Source organism: Corynebacterium nasorum, assembly GCF_030229765.1.
Classification (GTDB): domain Bacteria; phylum Actinomycetota; class Actinomycetes; order Mycobacteriales; family Mycobacteriaceae; genus Corynebacterium; species Corynebacterium kefirresidentii.
Genome location: NZ_JASPGY010000005.1, coordinates 1 through 20,945 on the forward strand (window position 1 = coordinate 1; position 20,945 = coordinate 20,945).

The 20,945-nt window shown below is 58.9% G+C and carries 19 protein-coding genes and 1 tRNA gene; 8 read left to right on the top strand and 12 right to left on the bottom strand.

The window, feature by feature from the left end; all coding sequences use genetic code 11:
• Positions 1–27: 27 nt before the first annotated feature.
• The 4 genes from QP904_RS06185 to putP form a co-directional block, all read right to left on the bottom strand.
• On the bottom strand, positions 28–576 hold the full coding sequence (locus QP904_RS06185) for a hypothetical protein (protein ID WP_284835734.1): 549 nt from the start codon (positions 574–576) through the stop codon (positions 28–30).
• A gap of 464 nt (positions 577–1,040) precedes the next feature.
• Positions 1,041–1,490 (bottom strand): hypothetical protein, encoded by a 450-nt coding sequence (locus tag QP904_RS06195; protein ID WP_023021796.1) that lies wholly within the window; start codon positions 1,488–1,490, stop codon positions 1,041–1,043.
• Positions 1,491–1,534: 44 nt separating this feature from the next.
• Entirely contained in the window at positions 1,535–2,113 is a 579-nt protein-coding gene (locus QP904_RS06200; RefSeq protein ID WP_023021795.1) for an HNH endonuclease family protein, read from the bottom strand.
• A 37-nt stretch (positions 2,114–2,150) separates the two neighbouring features.
• The gene (gene putP, locus QP904_RS06205; RefSeq protein WP_023021794.1) at positions 2,151–3,716 is read right to left on the bottom strand and encodes a sodium/proline symporter PutP; all 1,566 of its coding nucleotides are present in this window, start codon (positions 3,714–3,716) and stop codon (positions 2,151–2,153) included.
• A gap of 179 nt (positions 3,717–3,895) precedes the next feature.
• Here putP and QP904_RS06210 point away from each other — a divergent pair, with 179 nt between their 5' ends.
• From QP904_RS06210 to QP904_RS06240, 7 genes are all read left to right on the top strand, one after another.
• Positions 3,896–6,919 carry a DEAD/DEAH box helicase gene (locus QP904_RS06210; protein ID WP_524811226.1) on the top strand — a complete coding sequence of 1,008 codons (3,024 nt, stop codon included), beginning with the start codon at positions 3,896–3,898 and terminating at the stop codon, positions 6,917–6,919.
• Between the two features lie 3 nt (positions 6,920–6,922).
• Positions 6,923–7,744 carry an SWIM zinc finger family protein gene (locus tag QP904_RS06215; RefSeq protein WP_284835736.1) on the top strand — a complete coding sequence of 274 codons (822 nt, stop codon included), beginning with the start codon at positions 6,923–6,925 and terminating at the stop codon, positions 7,742–7,744.
• Positions 7,744–8,874 carry a metallophosphoesterase family protein gene (locus QP904_RS06220; RefSeq protein ID WP_284835737.1) on the top strand — a complete coding sequence of 377 codons (1,131 nt, stop codon included), beginning with the start codon at positions 7,744–7,746 and terminating at the stop codon, positions 8,872–8,874. Before QP904_RS06215 ends, QP904_RS06220 begins: the two co-directional genes overlap by 1 nt.
• On the top strand, positions 8,874–11,459 hold the full coding sequence (locus tag QP904_RS06225) for an AAA family ATPase (RefSeq protein WP_284835738.1): 2,586 nt from the start codon (positions 8,874–8,876) through the stop codon (positions 11,457–11,459). The genes QP904_RS06220 and QP904_RS06225 overlap by 1 nt, the downstream gene beginning before the upstream one ends.
• Positions 11,460–11,463: 4 nt before the next feature.
• The gene (locus QP904_RS06230) at positions 11,464–11,970 is read left to right on the top strand and encodes a MarR family winged helix-turn-helix transcriptional regulator (RefSeq protein WP_200287721.1); all 507 of its coding nucleotides are present in this window, start codon (positions 11,464–11,466) and stop codon (positions 11,968–11,970) included.
• Positions 11,971–11,975: 5 nt separating this feature from the next.
• The gene (locus QP904_RS06235; protein WP_023021788.1) at positions 11,976–12,275 is read left to right on the top strand and encodes a hypothetical protein; all 300 of its coding nucleotides are present in this window, start codon (positions 11,976–11,978) and stop codon (positions 12,273–12,275) included.
• A 108-nt stretch (positions 12,276–12,383) separates the two neighbouring features.
• Positions 12,384–12,587 (top strand): hypothetical protein, encoded by a 204-nt coding sequence (locus QP904_RS06240; protein WP_023021787.1) that lies wholly within the window; start codon positions 12,384–12,386, stop codon positions 12,585–12,587.
• A 59-nt stretch (positions 12,588–12,646) separates the two neighbouring features.
• On the opposite strand, the gene QP904_RS06245 is transcribed toward QP904_RS06240, so the two are convergent.
• Genes QP904_RS06245 through QP904_RS06255 form a run of 3 tightly spaced genes read right to left on the bottom strand, consistent with a single transcriptional unit; the run spans position 12,647 to position 15,224 of the window.
• Positions 12,647–13,813 (bottom strand): ABC transporter permease, encoded by a 1,167-nt coding sequence (locus QP904_RS06245; protein ID WP_023021786.1) that lies wholly within the window; start codon positions 13,811–13,813, stop codon positions 12,647–12,649.
• 3 nt (positions 13,814–13,816) lie between these two features.
• The gene (locus QP904_RS06250) at positions 13,817–14,716 is read right to left on the bottom strand and encodes an ABC transporter ATP-binding protein (protein ID WP_284835739.1); all 900 of its coding nucleotides are present in this window, start codon (positions 14,714–14,716) and stop codon (positions 13,817–13,819) included.
• Between the two features lies 1 nt (position 14,717).
• The gene (locus QP904_RS06255; RefSeq protein ID WP_239208285.1) at positions 14,718–15,224 is read right to left on the bottom strand and encodes a hypothetical protein; all 507 of its coding nucleotides are present in this window, start codon (positions 15,222–15,224) and stop codon (positions 14,718–14,720) included.
• Positions 15,225–15,321: 97 nt separating this feature from the next.
• On the opposite strand from QP904_RS06255, the gene QP904_RS06260 reads away from it, so the two are divergent.
• Positions 15,322–16,119 (top strand): MerR family transcriptional regulator, encoded by a 798-nt coding sequence (locus QP904_RS06260; RefSeq protein WP_284835740.1) that lies wholly within the window; start codon positions 15,322–15,324, stop codon positions 16,117–16,119.
• A gap of 64 nt (positions 16,120–16,183) precedes the next feature.
• Here the strand turns inward: QP904_RS06260 and QP904_RS06265 are convergent.
• The 5 genes from QP904_RS06265 to QP904_RS06285 form a co-directional block, all read right to left on the bottom strand.
• Positions 16,184–16,257: transfer RNA gene (locus QP904_RS06265), tRNA-Arg, on the bottom strand.
• A gap of 53 nt (positions 16,258–16,310) precedes the next feature.
• Positions 16,311–17,897: an alpha/beta fold hydrolase gene (locus QP904_RS06270; protein WP_284835741.1), complete on the bottom strand. Its 1,587-nt coding sequence runs from the start codon at positions 17,895–17,897 to the stop codon at positions 16,311–16,313.
• Between the two features lie 117 nt (positions 17,898–18,014).
• Positions 18,015–18,635 (bottom strand): LutC/YkgG family protein, encoded by a 621-nt coding sequence (locus tag QP904_RS06275; protein WP_023021780.1) that lies wholly within the window; start codon positions 18,633–18,635, stop codon positions 18,015–18,017.
• The gene (locus QP904_RS06280; RefSeq protein WP_049361405.1) at positions 18,632–20,137 is read right to left on the bottom strand and encodes a lactate utilization protein B; all 1,506 of its coding nucleotides are present in this window, start codon (positions 20,135–20,137) and stop codon (positions 18,632–18,634) included. The genes QP904_RS06275 and QP904_RS06280 overlap by 4 nt, the downstream gene beginning before the upstream one ends.
• On the bottom strand, positions 20,137–20,922 hold the full coding sequence (locus QP904_RS06285) for a (Fe-S)-binding protein (protein WP_049361528.1): 786 nt from the start codon (positions 20,920–20,922) through the stop codon (positions 20,137–20,139). The genes QP904_RS06280 and QP904_RS06285 overlap by 1 nt, the downstream gene beginning before the upstream one ends.
• Positions 20,923–20,945 lie beyond the last annotated feature (23 nt).

Sequence of the window (20,945 nt, forward strand, 5' to 3'; positions counted from 1 at the left end):
AGCATATACTTTCCGGAAACCTACAGGTCAATCCGTGAAAATCCGCGATTCCGGACACACTTTTTGACCCTTAACCCTATGTCTTTTATCTAATTGGTTGTAGTCGTACAGAATATGTAAATGTTTCTTAGCGGAGCGCTGCAAATCCTCTGGACAATTTTTTATAGCATCTATAGTTTTTTGGTCAGGAGACCCCTTTTCACCGCAATGGTAGAGTCGCTCCTGGAGCGCGCTCCTAATATCATCAATTCTGTTCTGCCATTCTTTAAGGCATTCACTCACCGTAGGGTGCGTGACTTCTAAGTCCAGATTTTCTAGATAAGCTCTGTACCTATCAAAAAATTGACTGTACAATTTTAGGGTCTTTCCAGCATCTTCTATTTCTGTCTCGGCTTCACGCATCTTTCTGATGCACTCGGACACAGCCCGGCGTTGGCTCGCGTAATCCTCACGTCGCACTTGTTCCAACCGTTCCCAGTCACGTCGTTTATTGCTACAGCGCACGATAAAAATGGAAACAATCGGGGATAAGACTGCGCCCAAAAACGGAATAACATAGTCCCAAAGAATGTCCATAGGGCAAGCATAGAGGCGTTAGCCCCTACCCACGTACCACCGGCGGTGGTTCAACGCCTTAAATCGCATTTCCCACCTGCATGTTTGCACCCTTTGGCGGTGGGGACGGGCCGGGTAGGTGCTACCCCCTAAAGGGTTTACACTAATCCACCAATTAGCAATCTTGCGTGCCTATGCCAACATCACCACAACATCAAGACTGATGGGCGGGCCTTTTATATAAAGGATCCGATTAGTGGGGACATAGTCTGGCTTTTTGAGGATTCCACGTGGGTCTATGACGAAGCTAGCGGGCCACTCGCAGCGAAAAATCGGAGGTGGGCGCAGACGGTGGCGCAGGCGACACAGCGGCGTCGGCACAATGCGCACGAGGATGCACAGAGATTGAAAGAAGAGCTGGAAAACGAGAAACGGGACAGCGAAGAAACTGTCCCGGAAGAGTAGATGGCCTTCTAGAAGACCAATTAGAAGTGGACGTACATCAGGATTAGGCAGATGATCCATAGGAGGTTAAATACGCCACCGAACGCGGACAGTGGCTTCTTTGCCGCCGCGTAGTCAAAGGTTTCGTTTGACTCGAGGGAGGCCATTGCCTTCTTCTGCTTAGGGATGATGACGAAGAAGAGCAAGCACCACGCGACGATGGCAACCAAGATGGCGATGTGGAAGTTTACCTCGGACTTGTAGGCGCTGATATCGGAGAGAAATACGCCGAGCCCGAGGATAGGCACAATAGCGGAAATGTAGCCATAGGTATTGGTTATGTTATGCAGAACGCGGGCGGAGCCTAGTGCTGCGTGCTCACCTTGTGCTGCCTTTGCCATCTGCGTCTGGAAGCTGGAGGTAGATACGCAGACTGGACCGATTAAGAGAATAGCTGCAGCCACGTGGAGGAATACAAGGAAAGTAGTCATTGAAAGAACCCTTCAATCGCGGAAAGTTGCCACATTTACCCTAATCAATTTCCGGTGAGTAGGGCTATCCGACATTGCCTTTGCATGGCGCGCACGTCCGCGGAAGGGAGCGGAAGCGAGTACTTGCGGGCGATGTCTGCGAGGCGGCGAGAATATTCGCAGCGGTTGGTCGGCGGAAGCCATTCGGCAGGAAGAGCATCTGACTTTTCTTGGTTGAGCTTGCGGCTGGTGGCTACGAGATTGAGCGGATCGTTGCCAAAGCGCACTTTGGTCTCGCGGTCCCACTCGGAAGCGCCCATGTCATAGGCCGCGGAGAGCGGAAAGATGTGGTCGATCTCTATGGGTGAAGTGGCAGGAATGGTGGTGCCACTATAAGGGTCATAGACGGTCCCACTGCGGGCATGGCAATCGTGGAGGGGATCGCTGGCCTGGCTTTCCAGAATGGCCTCGCGGGTGCTACAGGCACCGTGGGGCTGCCAGATGCCGAAATCATCGCGATTGTAACCAGCGGCGTTAGGGCGTGCAGCTACGGTATCGACCTCAAAACGTGGAAAAGGCCACGCATACCATGCGCCGATAAGGACGGTGACGCATGATAGCGCGGCCAGATAATAGGACTTCATGTCCTATTGGACTGCGTGGAGTCCGTGATGGTTCCGATTATTTATCGGTGACCTTTTCCGCGGCCTCCTCGAAGTCGAGGCTGGAGTCATTTTCCACGAGCTTGGCCAGCTTGGTGGCCTCTTCAAACTCGCTAACAACTTCCGGTGCTGGCTCCTTGGTGAGCTTGGTGACGATGACCGCCACAATGAGGGCCAGGAAGAAGCCAGGAACCATCTCGTAGAGGGTATCGGAAAGCGGAGACATGCCCCAGCCGATGGCTACGATGGCGCCGGTGAGCATGCCGGCAATCGCGCCGGTGGCGTTGAAACGCTTCCAGTACAGGGACAGCAAGATGATTGGGCCGAAAGCGGAACCGAAGCCTGCCCACGCAAAGCCCACAAGGCCAAGGATGGAGTCAGACGGGTTGATCGCCAAGAGGGCGGCAATGACCGCGATGGCAACGATTGCGGTGCGGGAGAGGTTGATGAGGACCTGTTCGCCTGGCTTCTTCTTGGCAAAGATGAGGAAGAGGTCCTCGATGAGGGAAGTAGAGACGACGAGCATCTGGGAAGACATGGTGGACATGATGGCGGCTAGAACCGCGGTCAGGACGAAGCCTGCGGGCAACGGGTGCATCATGGCCTGTGCCATGTCCAGGAAGATGGTTTCGAAATTGTCCTGGTCGGTGATGCTGTGGCCGGTTTGGGTGAAGTAAACGGTGCCAGAGAGCGCGACGAAGATTGCGCCGATGACGGACAGGCCCATCCAAGTCACGCCGTAGAAGCGGCCTTGGCTGGCGTCGGAAGGCTTACGCAGCGCCATGAAACGGACAACGATGTGCGGCTGGCCAAAGTAGCCCAAGCCCCAGGCCAGGTTGCCGATGATAACGCCGGCGGATACGCCTGCGAACATGGAGAAGTAGCTGTCATTTTCTACTACGCCATCGGTGCCATAGGGATTATTGGCGGCAAACGAGAAGATCGAGGATGGATCGCTGAGAGAGACAATGGCCATGATCGGCACGATCATCAGGGCGACGAACATAAGAACGCCCTGGACGACGTCCGTGTAAGACACCGCCAAAAAGCCGCCGACGAAAGTGTAGAAGATGGTCACCGCAGCGATGACGAGCATGCCGGTGAGGTAGTCGCCACCGAAGGTGGACTCGAAGTAGCGGCCACCGGAAACCATGCCGGAGGAGACGTAGAAGGTAAAGAAGAAAATAATGATGGCTGCGGAGATGATGCGCAGCAGGCGGGACTTATCGTGCAGGCGGTTTTCAAAGAAGGACGGCACGGTAATGGAGTTGGCCGCGATTTCCGAGTAAGAACGCAGGCGCGGTGCGACCCACTTCCAGTTAGCCCAGCAGCCGACGAGCAGGCCGATGGCCATCCACAGCTCGGACATGCCGGAAAGGAATAGAGCTCCGGGCAGGCCCATGAGTAGCCAGCCGGACATATCGGATGCGCCAGCGGAAAGAGCCGCTACGAATGGGTGCAGGCCACGGCCGCCCAAAACATAATCGTCATATTGGTCGGTTTGTTTGTAGCTCCAGTAGCCAATGGCTGCCATTGCGAGGAGATACACGATCATCGCAATGACGTACCAAGTTGAATCTTGCACGTTTTACTCCTTGTAGTGATATGTAGGACATATTCACGTTAACGGGGTCACAAGGTTAACCCAAGCGAAAATACAGGTGTGACGCATGTCTCCGTTTGGATTTTCTATCGTTCAACTGGGGAAAGAGGGAAATATAACGAGCGTGTAACAAACTTGGAAGGGCTGCTATGCTGGCGGTTATGGCTTCTTACCTCGTGCATGGACTGTGGCTCCCCGTTACGGGGCTTGGTCTGTGGATTGAACAGGTAGAAGGGCACAAGATTGTCATGCCCAATGCCGTTCCTGAAGGCACCTTCCCGCCGGCGGTAGAGTCCATCCTGGGGAAGAAATCTTTCCGCAACCGGGCGCGGGTCTCGCTGCGCACGCCCAAGGGCAAGGACGTGTCCTTGATGGTGCCGATGGCAATGTTCGGCCCAGAAGAGGCCGTCGCGGCGCTTACTCAGATGGAACACCTGAATCACAAGCCGCCTGCCACCATCGCCCCTGACCTCCAGTGGCTGCTCCATGCCTACAGTGGCCTATGCAAATTCGTGCGCGCCGGGCGCGTGACGTTCCGGCTGGCCTACCAGGCCAATGAGTGGTTCCCCATGTGGCAGCTGGCCTCCGGCTTGGGGGAGCGCGGGTGGCTTGCAGAGATGATGGCAGCCGCGCCCGGCATCTTGCATGTTAATAATCGGGCACTGTCGGATGACATGGCCGATGAGCTCACGCACTGGATCGCGTTTCGAGAGCTGCGGCCCGTGGCGGAAGCACCGCGGCCGATGCCGTGGCACGAGTTCGCCCGCGCCCTGCTCGATACGCGGCCGATCCGGCGTGGGCGCGCGCAGCTTTTGCGCGGGCTCAATGAGTGGAAGAATTCCATCTACGAGGTGGAACTCCAATTGGTCTACATCGTGGAAGAACCGGCAGAAGATGACCCGGATGCGGCCAAGTGGCCGGTGCGCGTGCGGGTGCGCTCGGGCACGGATGCTCCGCGGCCGGTGTCAGCGCAGAGTCTGGATAGGGCGAGCGTCGAAAAGCTGCGGGAAGCCCACCGCAAGGCTGTGCGCATCGCGCCCACGCTGGGGGAGACCGCACAGCTGCCGCAGCCCGGCGACGGCGACTGGGATGTCTACCTAGAAACCCACCAACTTACCCATTTTGTTACGCACGAGGTGGACAAGCTCAAGGCCAGTGGCGTGACTGTCATGCTGCCCAAGGCCTGGGCGCAGATGGAAACGAAGGCCAAGCTGGAAACCCACGAGGCCCGCGATCCGGCCGAGGCCGCCACTAAAAAGCACATTGGCATGAATAAGCTGGTGGACTATAACTGGCGCATGTCCGTGGGCGATGTGGAGTTGACCGAGGAAGAAATGGAGGACTTGGTCAATTCCAAGTCCGGACTTATCCAGTTACGCGGCAAGTGGGTCATGGCCGATAAGCAGGTTGTCTCCCAGGTCTCCGGATACATGGATGCGCTGCGGGAGAAGTCCCTGGCGCGCAAGAAGAAGGAACTTGAGCAGCTGGCCGCTACCGCGGAGATAGCCAAGCAGCTCGGCGAACCCGGTTGGGAAGCCTTAATGGCGGACGTGGAGCAGCGCCGCCAAGAGTTCAACGAGGGTGGCGAAGAACACGAGCAGGTTACCGTGGCTGAGCTGCGCGAGCTGGCGCTCGAGTCCATGACCCAAGAACCCATCGAGTTCACTGGCAGTACCTGGCATACGGCCCTGCTCGGCGGGGTGGACAAGGTCGCCCCAGAGCGCGTGGACATTCCCAAAACTGTCCATGCGGAGCTGCGCGAGTACCAGCGTCGCGGCGTCGACTGGCTGTATTGGATGTCTCGCAATGGCATAGGCGCCGTGCTTGCCGACGACATGGGGCTCGGCAAAACCCTCCAACTACTGTCCCTTCTCGCGGTGGAAAAGGAGCGCGGTGAGCAGACTGGCCCCACGCTCGTCGTGGCGCCAACCTCCGTGGTAGGAAACTGGGCGCGCGAGGCGCAGCGCTTCGTCCCGGATTTCAAGGTTATGGTGCAACATGGTCCAAGCCGCCCGCGGGGCGAAGACTTCGCTCAAGCCGCTACTGAGTGCGACCTGGTTATCACCACATATGGCACCGTGGGCCGCGATTTTAAGGACATGGGCGAGGTAGGCTGGCAGCGCGTTGTTCTAGATGAGGCCCAGGCCATCAAGAACTCCGCGACGCAATCATCCAAGGCCGTGCGCTCGCTGCCCTCGGAGCACCGCGTGGCGCTGACCGGTACCCCGGTGGAAAATCGCCTCTCGGAGATGCGCTCCATCCTGGACTTTTGTAATCCCGGAGTATTGGGCTCCGCCTCGTTCTTCCGCAATCACTTTGCTAAGGCCATCGAGCGCAATGATGACGAAGAGATGTCTGAACGCCTGCGCCAGCTCACCGCGCCGTTTATCCTTCGCCGTGTGAAGACGGATCCGAATATTATCGACGATCTGCCTGAAAAGTCCGAGCAAATCCTTACCGTGTCCATGACCACCGAGCAGGCCGCCCTGTATAAAGCACTGGTCAACCAGGTGAAAAAAGACCTGCAGGAAGCTACGGGAATGAATAAGCGTGGGCTGGTGTTGTCCTCGCTCACCCGTATCAAGCAGATTTGTAATCACCCCGCGCATTACCTGGGCGATAGCTCGCCGGTGACGCTCAAGGGCAAGCATCGCTCCGGCAAGGTTAAAGAACTCATGCGCATCGTGGACGAGGCCACTGAATCCGGCGAGCGCCTCTTGGTCTTTACCCAATACAAGGCCTTTGGCGATATCCTGCAGCCATACCTTAGCGATCAGCTCGGCCGGGAGATCCCCTTCCTCCACGGCGGGGTGAGCAAAAATAAGCGCGACCAGATGGTGGAAGACTTCCAGTCCGAGGATGGTCCGCCGGCGATGATCCTTTCGCTCAAGGCCGGCGGTACCGGCCTGAACCTGACGGCTGCTTCCATCGTCGTCCACATGGACCGCTGGTGGAACCCGGCGGTGGAAAACCAGGCGACGGACCGCGCCTTCCGCATTGGCCAGCGCCGCAATGTGCAGGTATATAAGATGATCACCGCGGGTACGCTGGAGGAATCCATCCAGGACATTTTGGACGGTAAGACGCAGCTGGCCGGCGCCGTCGTGGGCGAGGGCGAGGGCTGGCTTACCGAGCTAGACCCAGATCAGCTGGCCGCACTCATGAGCTACCGGGGGAGGGAATAATCCATGACTGTTAAAGGCGATGACAACGTCATCTATGCCAATTTTGGTACCCGCAAGCGGGTAAGCACCCCGGCTGAGGTCAATCACGTCGACCGCAGCGGGCGCATCCTATCCACGACGGCCTCGCGTATCGCGGCCTTTACCTCCCACGGTGCGGATCGCGGCCGGATTACCCGCGGCCGCCAGTATGCCGAGGGCGGCCACGTCGTGGGGTTGGAGGTGCGCAACGGCGCCATCCACGGCCGCGTGGCCGGCTCCCAGAATGAGCCCTTCGCGGTGCTCATCCAGTTGCCCTACCGCAATAATGACGATATTGCCCAGCTGGCCACCGAATTCGCCCGCACCCCCAACTCCATTGCCAATGCACGCAAAGGCCTGCTTGCCGACGCCGCCCTAGACACCCTTTTCGCCCCCGAGGCCGAAGACCTGCGCCTGACCTGTGACTGCCCGGACGGCGAGTACGTGTGCAAGCACATCGTGGCGGTGGGCGATAAGCTCGCCACCCGGGCGGATGCGGACCCGGCTGTCATTTTTAATATGCGTGGCTTGGACTTTGCCCGCCTGGAGCGCATGGTCCTCGAACAGGCTAAGACAGTCAGCCGCGAAAGCTTTACCCCAAGCGGGCTGTCCGAGGAAGAAAAGAATGAGATCTTCTGGAACGGCCGCGAGCTGCCCAAACTGCCGCAGCCCAAGGTCGCCCCGGCCATCGATGACTCCGATCCGGACCTCTTGCGCAAGGCCATGCGTTCGGTTTCTCATACCAACCTGGATCTCTTGCGCGCGGTATCCGATATTGAAGACCTCTACTACCACCTCACGCACTAATGACTGCTACCACGTTTATCCATACCTCCGATTTTCAGCTGGGCATGACCCGCTGGTTCTTGAAGGGCGAGGCCCAGGGCCGATTTAATGATGACCGCGAGGCCGCGATCATGCGGCTGGGCGAGCTGGCCGAGGACACCGGGGCGGATTTCATCGTCGTAGCCGGCGATGTCTTTGAGCACAATTCCCTCTCCCGCGAAATCCTCGCCCGCGCCACGGAAATGTTTAAGCGCCTACCTGTACCGGTCTACGTCCTGCCCGGCAATCATGACCCGCTGGTGGCGGACTCGGTCTTTTATAAGACCAGCGCCGATAATGTTCACGTTATTGCGGACTCCCAGCCGATTGAGGTGGCCCCCGGCGTGGAGCTGGTTGGCGCGCCTTATCTGTCCAAGCGCGCGAACCACGACTTAGTCCGCCACGCTCTCGAGCCGCTGGAGCCGGCCGAGGGCATTCGCATCGCCGTTGGTCACGGGCAGGTGGATTCCCGCTCTGGCGAGGATGACGCCGATACCATCGATCTAGCCTTCGTTGAAGACTGCCTGGACCGCGGGGTGATTGACTACCTTGCGCTCGGCGATACTCACTCCACTGCCAGCCTCGGCACCACCGGCCGGGTGTGGTTCTCCGGCAGCCCGGAGACCACGGATTTTAAGGAAACGAGCACCGGCGGCGGCGAGTCAGATTCTGGCAATGCGCTGGTGGTGCGTGTGGGGGATCGCGTGGGGGATGAGGTGGACGTCGAGAAGCGCCGCATCGGACGCTGGACTTTTGAGGCAGTCGATGCCGCCGTGGATTCCGCCGAAGACGTGGACCTGTTCTTGGCACGCTTGGACGAGTACCCGGATAAGGTGCGCGCGGCCGTGAAATATAGCCTGCGCGGCACGCTCGGCGTCGAGGCCCACGCCCGCCTTCAGCGCCGCCTAGATGAGTACGAGGCTTTATTTGCCTCCCTTCGCCCCCGCGAGCGCACCATGGATCTCTACCTCGAGCCCAGCGAGGAAGAACTAGCTAGCCTTGATATTTCCGGCTACGCGGCCGAGGCCCTGCAGGAGCTTCTGGATAACCGCGAGGATCCCGTCGCCCGCGACGCTGCCAACCTGCTATTCCGCCTGGAGGGACAGTCCTAATGCGCATCCACCGCCTAGAACTTAATAACGTCCGGGGCATCGAGCACTTGGTCCTCGATGATCTGCCCGAGTCCGGCGTCGTGGTCATCCACGGCGAAAACGAGGCCGGCAAATCCACCATCGTGGAGGCGCTCGACGTGGTGCTCACCGAAAAGCACAGCGGCCGGTCCAAACGCATTCGTGCCTTGCAACCGGTGGGCAAGGACGTGGCCCCGGAAATCACGGCTGAACTTAGCGTAGGCGACTACCGCTTTCGCATTGCCAAGCGCTGGCTTTCCAAGAAATCCTGCGAGCTGCACATTTCTTCCCCGCGGCCGGCGCAATTTACCGGCAGTCAGGCCGATGATGAGTTGGAGCGCATCCTCTCGGAGCACTTGGACCGCTCGCTTGTCGACGCCCTCTTTATGCGCCAAGACGACACCGGCGAGGCCATCTCGGCCGTCGGCATTCCTAGCCTCACCCGCGCATTGGAGCGCGAATCTGGCCTGGCAGAGGAAGAGGTCTCCGGCGATGATTCCGCGCTCCTTGCCCGCGTCGATAAGGAATACCAGCGCTACTTCACCGCCGCGAAGGGCAACCCAGCCGGTGAATATAAGGAGTCCGCCGCAGCCCTCGCACACGCCGAAGAAGAATACACCGAGGCCACCCGCGTGCTGCGGGAGCTGGACTCCGTGGTCGAGCGCTACGAGCAACTCCAGCGCGAGCAATCCGCCGCCGAAGCCGAGCTTCCCGCCGCCCGAGCCGATCTCAGCGAAAAGCAGACCCAGGCGGAGGAAGCCGCAACCGCGCAGGCCACGCTGGATTCCCACAAAGCCACGCTTGAGCGCGCCATCGAGGACCTCGCCCGCGCCCAAGCAGCGGTTACCGAGCGCGCCGGGCTCGTCGCCACAGCCGATGAATCTGCCACGGCTGCCAAGGACGCCGAGCAGAAGCTCACCGGCGCGCAAGAAAGAGCTCAAGAAGAAGCTGCGGAAAAGGAGTCACTGGACAAGCGCCTGGCAGAGGCAAAAGAGGACTATGCCGCGGCCCGCAGCACTCTCAAACAGGCTCGCCGCCTGCAAGATAGGCAGAGATTTGAACAGTTAAGCGCCCGGTTGGAATCACTCGACGCCCTCGCCGCCGAGGTAGACCAAGCCCGCGCGGCCATTGCCCAGCGCGGACGCGAGATCACCGCGGCCGATATCAGCAGCCTGCATAAGGCGGACTCGGCGCTGTCTGTGGCCACGCGCCTGCACGAGGCTGCGGCCGCCAAGGTGCACTTTTCGGGTCCGGATGGTTCTAGGATCCGTGTTGATGGGGAGGACGTCGAGATAGGCGAGGACACCGCCATCGAGCTTGTCGACGCCCGAGTTATCACCATTGGTGATATCACCGCCCGCTTTTCCGCTGGGGCCTACTCGGCCGAAGACACCCTGCGCGATGTGGAGCAGGCCCGCACGCGACTGCAGGACCTGCTCGATACCCTTGGCGTGGATTCTGTCGAAGCGGCCGAAAAGACCCATGAGGAGCACCGCGCGCTCAACGACACTCTGGATGCCGCCACCCGGGCTCTTGCCGTGGAACTGGGGCCGGATGATTTAGGCGACCTCCGCGCCCAGCATTCCGCTTTGTCCGAGAAGGTGGCGGACCTTGCGGATGCGGGCGAGGTAGATCTTGCTGCCGCCGAAGCCGCGGAGGAAGAAGCCAGCGAAAAGGTCAATGCGCTCGACCGCGAGCTGGTGCCGTATCGCGAAAGCCGTCTTGCCCACGAGGTAGTGCGCTTAAACGCCGAACTGACCGCCGCCCGCGAGAATACACAGCGCGTGACCAGGGAGCTCTCCTCCGCGCGCGAGCATGCCGCCGACGAGGCGCTCCATGCCGAGGTCACCCGTTTGGAGACCGTCGTGGCGGAGCTGCGCGGGCAGCTGGAGCAGATGGAAGCGGTTGATCTTGATACCGCCAATTCGCTGGTAGAAGGCGCACAGTCCCACCTGGAATACCTCACCGGACGCATCCAGCGTAGTGAGGTGGACCTTGGCAGGCTGTCGAGCGAAATCAACTTCCACTCTGGTGCCGCAGAGCGCGCCCAGCAGGCCACCGCAGCGGTAGAGATGGCTCGCGCGGTGTACGAGAGCGTAGACAAGCGCGCGCAAGCAGCCTGCTATCTGCGCGAACTTTTACTCAAGCACCGCGATGCCGCCCGCCAGCGCTATGCCGCGCCCTTCGTGGACGCACTCTCACAGCTGGCTCGCACCGTTTATGGTGGCGATATCACCTTCGAGCTCGATGAAGATCTCCGCGTGACCGCCCGTACCCAGGATAAAGAGACGGTGAACCTGGCCAGCTTGTCCGGCGGTGCTCGCGAGCAGTTGGCCATCCTCACCCGCTTTGCCATTGCGCAATTGGTAGGGGCGGAGTCGGTGCCGGTCATCGTGGACGATGCGCTGGGTTCTACCGACGCGCACCGCCTGCAACTCATGGCTACGCTCTTTTCCCACGTGGGACGGGATAACCAGGTATTGGTCTTTACCTGCATGCCGGAGCGCTATTCTCGCGTGCCGGGGCGCAGCGAGCGCGCCATTGCTTCCCTCAAAGGGGTAATCTAGTGCCATGCCTTCTCAAACTCGCTGGTTAGACGACGAGGAGCAGGAACTATGGCGCCTGCTCCTTGGCGCTGTGCGCAAGATTAATAGGGGAATGGATGAAACGCTCAAGGCCGGCGGCGAGGTATCTGCCTCCGAGTTTGCTGTCCTCGTTGCCTTGTCTGAGGCACCGGAGCAGCACCTGCGCCTGCACGAGTTGTGCACGCAGCTAGAGTGGGATCGCTCCCGCGCCTCCCACCAAGTAACCCGCATGGAAAAGCGCGGCCTGCTTTATAAAGAACCAGACGCGGTAGATGCCCGTGGGATCAATGTGTGCGTTACTCACGTGGGCCTAGAACACTTGCGGCGCGCCGCCCCCGAACATGTGGAATCAGTCCGCCGCATGGTTTTTGACCACCTGCAGCCCGAGGACGTGCCTGCGCTGCGGCGCTTTTTTAACGGCGTTTTGCAGGCCAAAAACCTCCCAGGCTATGAGGGATACGTGCCAGATTCGCTACTACACGGAAGGGATTAAGCTCCATGATGGGACAAGAGCTCTTTGAGCACCCAAAGAAACAATATAAGACCTACGGAATCACCGCGTTGGAGGAGCTTAGTCCACGCATCGGTGACCCCGAAGCGCACCTGGATGATGCCGCCAGCGAGGAACAAGTCTCCGCTATGGAAGAGGCCCTAGAGGCCTACCCAGACTCCGTGTTGACCTATGACCAAGACACCGAGCTATGGATTGTCGGCGCGGAAGAGGACATCGAGCGCATGCTCGCGGACCGCGAGTCTTTCGTAGAGGCACTGCTCAATAACGAGGACCCCGGAATCTAAGGGCGAAATTTCGGCGTCAATCAAAAGTGCGAGGAATGCGGCCTTATAAGCACTTAACTGTTAAGATATCCGTAGTTAATCCTCGGTGGATCGAAAGGTTTTATCATTATGAACGAGCGTGAGGCTCAGGAACAGCGCGAAGCAGCAGCTCGCGATAAGGGCAAGGGCTGGGTTCCCGTATTCCTTCAGTGGATTCCTTCCATGCTGCTAGCCGTAGTGATGCTGGCAGCCATGTTCTTCGGTATGTACTACATCGAGCACGGCACCTTGGACATCACCCAGCCGATCACCAACGAGTTCATTACTCAGTAGCTTCGGCTCATAGAAGAATCCGGCTCCCCCTTGCACACGGCAGGGGAGCCGGATTATTTTTATTTGCCCACCGCCTGGCGCCAGGTCATCTTGCGTCCATTATTCAAAATGGCGCGGCGGTAGATGCGACCGACTAGCACGATAATCAGTGCGGTCACCACAGCCATGAGCACGTAGCTAGCCAGCAAGCCTAGCCAGCTGAGGTTTCCTCCGGCCACCTGCATCGGAGCGACCAGCATGGAAACCGGCGGCAACCAGGTCATGACCTGCATCCACGTGGCATCCAGATGCATCCAGCCGAACATTGGTACATACATGGTGGCAAAGACAAGGAATAAAATAGGTGCCTGCGTGGACTGGAGATCCTCGGTGCGCTGCACCATGGAGCCGGCTGCAGCGTAAAGGCTGCCAAAGAAAAGCAGGCCTAGAATCTCGCCCACAAGGAGGACGGCTACCAAGCCATAATCTAGCTCGAAATCACTAGCCAGGCCGGATGCAGTAAGCGAGATTGCGCCACCGCCCAGAATGAGGAGGGTAGCCAAGAAACCGATGATGGTATTGCCCAAAATCTTGCCGGCCAGGAAGTCTACTGGGCGCACGGAGGACAAGATAATTTCCACCACGCGGGAGGACTTTTCCTCCGTGACGCGGCCGCCAATCAGGCCAGCGAAAGTCATGATGGAAAAGACCACCGCCATTGCGCCAATGAGGACCGTGGCCACGCCGGCCATCTTTTGTTCAGTGCCATCCTCTTCTTCTAGGTTCACCTGATTTACAGCGGTAGAAGGGGTAGCCTTTTCTAGCTCTTGCGGGTCAATATTGAGCTTATCCAGCGCCGTTGCTTGTGCTTGAGAAGAAACGATTTGGTTGACGGTGGTCGTTACCGTGGCAGGCGTATCACCCTTGCTCAAAAGATCCCAGCCGTCGTTTTCTGCCGGAACGAGCGCGGCATCGGCCTCGTCATTTTCTACCAATTGCTGGGCTTCCGCGCGGTCTTTCGCCGCGGTGGCATCGATGCCGGAATCTTTGAAGGCAGTTGCTTCCATCCCCACGACGGCTACGGAATCAGGTTCATCATCGCCGCTGAAGAAGCTGATAGCAATCGGGGCGATAATGGCGCCGAGAATGAGCAGCAGCATTGTGCCCACTACCATCTTCGACTTCAGTGCGACTGCCATTTCGCGCTTGGCTACAACTCCGATGGTCTTCATTGCGGAATACTGCATGGCTTAGGCCTCCTCATTCTGGTTGCTAGTGACGACGTCCTGGAAAAGCTCGGTCAGGTCTGGGATCTTGCGACCGAAGGAATGCACTGGGCCAGCGGCTAGGGCAGCCTGCAGGATCGTCTGGTCATCAACGCTGGGATCTGCTTGGATTACCACGGCGTCGGGAGTTTCGGCCACCAGCTCCGTGCCCTCCGGGTACCAGCCGCGTGCTGGGGTAGCGACCTCAAAGCGCGGCGGGCCCTGGCTGCGCAGCTTATCGACGCCCCCTTCGGCCACCATGTGCCCCTTCGTCACAATGCCCACGCGGTCACATAAGCGCTGCACCAAGTCCAACTGGTGCGAGGAGAAAATGACGGGAACGCCACGGTTGGCGCGCTCGCGCAGCATTTCTGACATGACGTTGACCGCAACTGGGTCCAGCCCGGAAAAGGGCTCGTCCAGAATCAGCATGTCTGGGTCGTGGATAAGGGAGGCCGCGAGCTGTACTCGCTGCTGGTTGCCCAAGGAGAGGTCATCGAGCTTATCGTCCATGCGCTCGCCTAGGCCCAGCTGTTCAAGGAGCTCAGCGCCGGCGCGCTTGGCGGCAGACTTGTCCATACCGTGCAGCGTGCCAAGGAATACCAACTGGCTGAGCAGCGGTTCTTTCCCGTAGAGGCCGCGCTCTTCTGGCATATAACCAATGCGGCGGCGGTTATCGTCATTAATCGGGGCGTCATCAAAGTAGACTTCGCCGGAGTCTTTCGCCAGCACACCTAGTGCAATGCGCATGGTGGTGGACTTTCCGGCGCCGTTGGAGCCGACAAACCCGAAGATTTCGCCCTCGCCAACGCTAAAGGTCATATCCCGCAGGGCTTGCGTCTCCCCGAAGGACTTATTGAGGTGGTCAATGGTCAAGGTGGGCATATTAGTGCTCCGTGTTCTGGTTGAAGGTTAGTGCGTAGCCGACGGCGGGCAGGGTGGTAGAGATGAAGAAGCTAAAAAGCAGAAAATAGCCGGCCCCAAGTAAGTATTTGGTACCAATAGTGCCGGTAATCCCTCCTCCGAGGAACCAATTTCCCACGAGGAGCGTGGCGAAACCGCCGACAAATAGCAGGGAAGTAGACAGCTTGAAGGCCCTGCGGCGCCACTCATCCAGGACCTGGGCTTCATATTCATCGAGAAAAGACAGCGGCTTGCTGTCCTTGGAATCGATGGTTATGCGCAGAATGGTCCACGGGACGCACGAGAGGACCATTGCTACAGACATGGCCAAGAGAGACCAGTAGGAGGAAAACGCTAGTGCGCAGATGAGGGAAATCGCGGAAATGGCTACGCACAGATACATAGACGCGATTAATCCACGGGTGGGGCCTGGTCGGCGGAACCGCTCGGCACGGACCTTTGTAGAAACAGGGTTGTCGTTTGCTGTCATGCACCCAAGTGTTGCATAAACCCAACACTCTGGCAAGAGATTCTGCAGATTTTCTCTGGGTTGACCCTGACGTAGCGTAAGGCGCGACAATAAAATCATGGACGACATCGATGAAGTTCTTTATACCGTTGGCGAGGTAGCTGCGCTCTTCCGTATTACGGTGCGCACGCTGCATCACTGGGAGGCGCAAGGTTTGCTGTCACCCACGTGGCGCAGCTGGTCCAACTACCGGCTATATACCGAGGAGGACTGTGCCCGGGTGCAGAAGATTCTGATCTACCGCGCTACTGGTATGAAATTGACCGATATTAAACAGCTGCTAGATGGCGCTGCCTCCGATATAGAACATTTGCAGAGGCAGAGGGAAAGCTTGCTTGCCCAGCGCGACAACCTCACTGAAATGCTGGCAGCGATTGACACCTTGATGGAGGATGCAATGAATAAACGAAAGCTCACTGTGGAAGAAATTGGAGAAATTGTCGGTGATGGAAATTTCGCCGCATATCAGCAAGAGGCGGAAGAGGCCTATGGATCGAGCGAGGACTGGGCAATGTATCAGCAACGCACTGCCGACTGGTCGAAGCAGAACTGGAGCGAAGCTCAGGCGGCAGTTGCTGAGGTGGAAAAGGAGCTGGCCCAGGCTGTAGCCAGTGGAGTGGCACCGGACTCGGAGGAGGCCCAGGGGCTCGTCGAAAAGCACCGCGCAGCACTCAGCGCCTTCTTTCCTGTAACGCCGGCAAAGCACTTCTTAATCTCCCGCGGCTACGTTGCCGATGAGCGCTTCCGTGCGCACTATGAGGCGCAGCAGGAAGGGCCGGCCCAGTGGTTGGCGGACGCGATTGAGCATGCGGCTAAGGCACAAGGGGTGGATACCGCCAATCCGGAGTGGAAATAGCTAGCGGGCCGGAAGATAAATAAACCGCTGGCCACCGGAAAGTACTGGTGGCCAGCGGTAACCGTGTCCCCGACAGGGATCGAACCTGCGACCTTCGGTACCGGAAACCGATGCTCTAATCCGCTGAGCTACGGAGACATCGCTAGGAAAATTCCCAACGATGTGATTTTAGCGCATGGGGTAGTGGGGGACTAAATCAACCCGGGGGCGTCGGTGGTAGTGACTTCACCGGTGCGCAAGTAGTGCACGCCGATGTCATCGACAACCTTATTCCCAGAGGCAAAGTGCGCATGGCCGGGGCCATGGACGGTGACCACACGGGACTGCATCGGCTTGGAGAGGCTCGTGTGGTATTGGTACGGCGTTTGTGGGTCGCCGGTTGCTTGAATCTGGAGGGGCTTGGTGGCGAGCTTGGAGCCGTCGAGAGGCGCCTGGCCCGTGACCGGCGCACGTCCACCACAGCCTGCGCCGGAGCCGTAGAGAGAGTTGACTTGGGTGAAGGGATCAAAGCTGACGAAGTTGGACCACAGGTAGCTCGGGTACAGCAGCGGATTTCCGGGCACGGTGTTTTCATTGCAAACGATGAGGTTTTGCATATTTATTGCTTGCGCGAAGGACTCCTGTTGTTTCTGCACGGCGTCCGGATCGGCCTGCTCCGCATCGATAGGTTCGCTACCGTTGAGGTGCTTGGCAAAGGCATCCCATCGTGAAGGGGTCGGTACAACAAGGAGGCGCGTCATGTTCAGTAACGGGGAGGCTGCCTGCACGGCGTTGGGGTTGTGAATCTTCTGGCTGAGGAACTCCGCCTGCACGCGCAACGGGCCGGTGGCAGTCATGATGTTCGCACCAGGCTGACCGGCAAACTCGAGTCCTGGAGGTAGGTCACCAATCTTGGCGTTCGGTGGCAATACGGTAGGGCGTACACCTGCCTCACGAGCTACCTTTTGAGACCACTTTTCATAGACCTGCAGCGGGGTGGTGCCGAGGTGGTACTTGGCATCATTTTTGGCAATGAACCCGAAGAGATCGTGCAGTGCCTTTTCATAGCCGCGTTGTTGCGAAGCAAAGATGCCATTCCACGCCAGCTTGGGGCTCATTCCGGAATCCAACAAGACCTTGCCGGTGTGCTCCGGATATTTGGTGGCATAAGCGGAACCGAGGTAGGTGCCATAAGAAGTACCAGCGATGTCAATCTTGTCCTCGCCCAAGGCGCGGCGAACCATCTCCCAATCTTCCAAGGTATTGGCGGTGGTTAAAGAATTGGTATAGCCCGGGGTGTTCTTCTCGCAAGCATCGCGAGTGAGTTTTCCTATCTGCAGGCTATCTCGGAGTGGGTCACTAGCAGCCGAAGCATCGCACTTGACTGGAGTGGAGCCAGGCAGACCACGTGGTTGTACACCGATGGTGTCCCATTCATCGCGCACGGCCTGAGGCCAAGGAGCAGCGCTATTGCCGGCCCATTCATAGGCATCGCCGCTTGGTCCACCGGGGTTAGTAAACAGCGCGCCACGGCGGGCGCCTGGGTTGGCGGCGGGAACGCGCACGAAGCCGACGCTAATGGTGCCGGCCTCTGGGTTGTCGTAGTACGTAGGAACCTCGATGCGTCCGCATTCGGCGTTGTCGATGTCTACCTGTTCAGGGCAGTCTTCCCAGGAAATGGTGGGCTTGGCTGCCTGTGGTGCAGGTGCAGGCGCGGCCGTGGCAATCGGTGCAGTGATGCCCATGGTCAGTGCGGCAGCACCAAGCGTGGCCGCCAGCTTCGAAGAAAAAGAAAGCATAGGTTAGGTCTCCAGAATAAGAATTATTGGTAGACCTAGCCTATGCTTTTTTGATGCTTTTGGCATCATATTCACAGTAGGTGGGTGCCCTCACCGGCCGGGGCGAGGGCTATGCACCTACTTGACGATGAGGACGATGAGATCGCGCGGGCCGTGTACGCCCTCGACACGAGTGAGCTCGATATCAGAGGTGGCGGAAGGGCCGGAAATCCAGGTTGCAGGCTTCTCTGGATCCATGCGGGAAATGACCTCGGGGATGCCGTAGACGATCTCATCTTGGTGGACGATGCACAGGTGGCGATCCGGAACCAGGGTGAGCGCGCGACGACCGCAACGTTCATCAGACTCGAGCACGATGGTGCCGGTCTGGGCGGAGGTGACGTGGGAATAAGTGACCACTGCGTCGGTCTCATTGAGGGTGCGCGGATCGACACTCTTATCGTCCGGCTTCGCGTCGAAGCCTTCGAATAGGCTGGCATCCATGCCCTCGGCATAGCGGATGTCGTTGCACTTGCGGTCCTTGAGGATCTTGGCGATGGCCTGCTTGAGCTCGCCTTCCTCGGTGACGTGTACCTCGGCCTTGTAGTCCTCGAGTCGGTCAATGAGCATATCGCGCAGTTCGTCCGCGTTCAGGGTGCCTTCGCGCTGGTAGTCGCGCGGGGCATCAACGTGGTCGGGAAGACCAGCCTGCTTTTGGGCGGAGCGGATGCGGCTTAGGATTTCCTGCTTTGCGTTCACTTTTTGGACTCCTCACGGGCCTCGGCAAGAAGTTCCTTGCCTTCTTCGGATTCAAACCACTGGCGGAAGGACTTCTTCGGCGGAACCGCGGTATCGCGGCCTTCGGACCAACCGGACATAAACAGTGGCAGGGATTCGATGGTCTTGTTGGTGCCACCCAAAATGCGGCCCAAGGCGACCATGTGGGTTGCCTTGTTCCACAGCTTCGGGTTGCTCCACAGCAGCTGGATGGTCTTGAAGAGCTTCGGCTCGATTGGTGGGGTGGCGTGGGTGACCTTCTGGTGACGGTTTTCCAAAATGACGTCAGAAAGCGGAATCTTAACCGGGCAAACCTCGTCGCAGCGGCCACACAGCGAGCAAGCATAAGGCAGGCTGGCGGAAGGATCGTTGTGGTCCTTCATGCCGGTGAGCTGTGGCGTCAGGGAAATGCCAATTGGGCCAGGGTAGACCGAGCCGTAGGCGTGGCCGCCGGCGCGTTCGTAGACTGGGCAAACATTCAGGCAGGCCGAGCAACGGATACACTTGAGGGCCTGGTGGCCAATCGGGGAGGACAGGGCCGCGGTACGGCCGTTATCCAGCAGCACCAAGTGGAAGTTCTGCGGGCCATCGCCCTCAGTAACGCCGGACCACATGGAGGTGTATGGGTTCATACGCTCCGCGGTGGAAGAACGCGGCAGCAGCTGTAGGAAGACTTCCAGGTCCTGGAAGGTAGGAACCAGCTTTTCAATGCCCATGACGGTAATGAGGGTCTCCGGCAGGGTCAGGCACATGCGGCCATTGCCCTCGGACTCCACGATGTTGATGGTGCCGGTTTCTGCTACGCCGAAGTTGGCGCCAGAGATGGCAACCTTGGCCTTCATGAACTGCTCGCGCAGGAACTGGCGGGATGCCTCTGCCAGCTCGGCCGGCTCTGCCTGCAGGGAGTCATCGGTGTTCGGCATCTTGTTGACGAAGATATCGCGAATCTCCGCGCGGTTGCGGTGGATAGCCGGAACCAGAATGTGGGATGGCTTATCCTCACCCAGCTGCACGATGAGCTCTGCCAGGTCAGTCTCGCGAGCGTTGATGCCCGCTGCCTCCAGGTGCTCGTTCATGCCGATTTCCTGGGTGGCCATGGACTTAACCTTGACCACATCGGTCTCGCCGGTGGCGCGAATCAGACCCTCGATGATCTGGTTAGCTTCCTTGGCATCGCGTGCCCAGTGGACAGTGCCACCGCGCGCCTTAACTGCCTCTTCGAACTGCTCGAGCAGTTCTGGCATGCGGGCGGCGACATCTTCCTTAATTGCGGAACCAGCGGCGCGCAGCTCCTGCCAATCATCCAGCTCTTCTACAGCGCCAGAGCGCTTCTCACGAATGGAGGTAGTGGCATGCTGCAGGTTGTGGCGCTGGGTGGCGTTGTTTAGGCCAACGTGTGCGAGGGGAACAAAGGCCTTGCTGCCGCGCAGGTTACCGTAGCCTTCCGGCGCACGCGGTGGGGTGGTATCGAGGAAAGAGGTCATTAGAGCATCGTCTCCTTGGAGTAGGCGGCGGAGGTAGGAGTCCATGGGTGCTCCTTGGTGGAAGCCAAGATCTCAGCCATGTGAACGGCGCGGACACCGGAACGCTGGCGGCTCAGGGCACCACCGATGTTCATCAGGCAGGAGGAGTCACCGCCGGTGACGAATTCTGCTTCGGTTTCCTTAACGTGGCGGGTCTTATCCGTGACCATCGCGCGGGATACTTCCGCATTCTTGATTGCGAAGGTACCGCCGAAGCCACAGCATTCTTCCTTATTAGGAAGGGTGACCAGGTCGATGCCCTCTACTTCTTGGAGCAGCTGCAGCGGGCGGTCGCCCAGTTTCAGGAAGCGCAAGCCGTGGCAGGAGGGGTGGTAGGTCACGCGGTGCGGGAAGAATGCGCCCACATTGGTCACGCCGGCAACGTCGACCAAGAATTCGGGTAAATCCAGGGTCTTTTGGGTGGTCTTGCGGGCGCCGTCGACGTCGGCGGAGTTGCCGAAACGGTCGGCGATGCGCTCGTGCTGTTCACGAACGGCGCCCACGCAGGAACCGGAGGCCGCAACTACGTAGTCAATAGAGGGATCTGCGAAGGCATCCGCATAAGAGCGGATCATGCCGAGGGTTTCCTTCTGGTAGCCGGTATTGATGTGCATCTGGCCGCAGCAGGTCTGTTCTTCCGGGAAGACCACTTCGTGGCCCAAGCGGGAGAGAACCAGTGCCGTTGCCTTTTGTACGTCCGGGAAAAGGGCGTCACCAATGCAAGTGGAAAATAGCGCAATGCGCATACGGTGCTCCTCGTTGATTTTTG

Coding starts and splice junctions, on each gene's coding strand:
- QP904_RS06195 (WP_023021796.1), bottom strand. CDS start 1,490: ATGACTACTTTCCTTGTATTCCTCCACGTGGCTGCAGCTATTCTCTTA.
- QP904_RS06210 (WP_524811226.1), top strand. CDS start 3,896: ATGGCTTCTTACCTCGTGCATGGACTGTGGCTCCCCGTTACGGGGCTT.
- QP904_RS06200 (WP_023021795.1), bottom strand. CDS start 2,113: ATGAAGTCCTATTATCTGGCCGCGCTATCATGCGTCACCGTCCTTATC.
- QP904_RS06255 (WP_239208285.1), bottom strand. CDS start 15,224: ATGACAGCAAACGACAACCCTGTTTCTACAAAGGTCCGTGCCGAGCGG.
- QP904_RS06245 (WP_023021786.1), bottom strand. CDS start 13,813: ATGCAGTATTCCGCAATGAAGACCATCGGAGTTGTAGCCAAGCGCGAA.
- QP904_RS06280 (WP_049361405.1), bottom strand. CDS start 20,137: ATGACCTCTTTCCTCGATACCACCCCACCGCGTGCGCCGGAAGGCTAC.
- QP904_RS06220 (WP_284835737.1), top strand. CDS start 7,744: ATGACTGCTACCACGTTTATCCATACCTCCGATTTTCAGCTGGGCATG.
- QP904_RS06235 (WP_023021788.1), top strand. CDS start 11,976: ATGATGGGACAAGAGCTCTTTGAGCACCCAAAGAAACAATATAAGACC.
- QP904_RS06270 (WP_284835741.1), bottom strand. CDS start 17,897: ATGCTTTCTTTTTCTTCGAAGCTGGCGGCCACGCTTGGTGCTGCCGCA.
- QP904_RS06230 (WP_200287721.1), top strand. CDS start 11,464: ATGCCTTCTCAAACTCGCTGGTTAGACGACGAGGAGCAGGAACTATGG.
- QP904_RS06260 (WP_284835740.1), top strand. CDS start 15,322: ATGGACGACATCGATGAAGTTCTTTATACCGTTGGCGAGGTAGCTGCG.
- QP904_RS06285 (WP_049361528.1), bottom strand. CDS start 20,922: ATGCGCATTGCGCTATTTTCCACTTGCATTGGTGACGCCCTTTTCCCG.
- QP904_RS06185 (WP_284835734.1), bottom strand. CDS start 576: ATGGACATTCTTTGGGACTATGTTATTCCGTTTTTGGGCGCAGTCTTA.
- QP904_RS06225 (WP_284835738.1), top strand. CDS start 8,874: ATGCGCATCCACCGCCTAGAACTTAATAACGTCCGGGGCATCGAGCAC.
- QP904_RS06215 (WP_284835736.1), top strand. CDS start 6,923: ATGACTGTTAAAGGCGATGACAACGTCATCTATGCCAATTTTGGTACC.
- QP904_RS06240 (WP_023021787.1), top strand. CDS start 12,384: ATGAACGAGCGTGAGGCTCAGGAACAGCGCGAAGCAGCAGCTCGCGAT.
- QP904_RS06250 (WP_284835739.1), bottom strand. CDS start 14,716: ATGCCCACCTTGACCATTGACCACCTCAATAAGTCCTTCGGGGAGACG.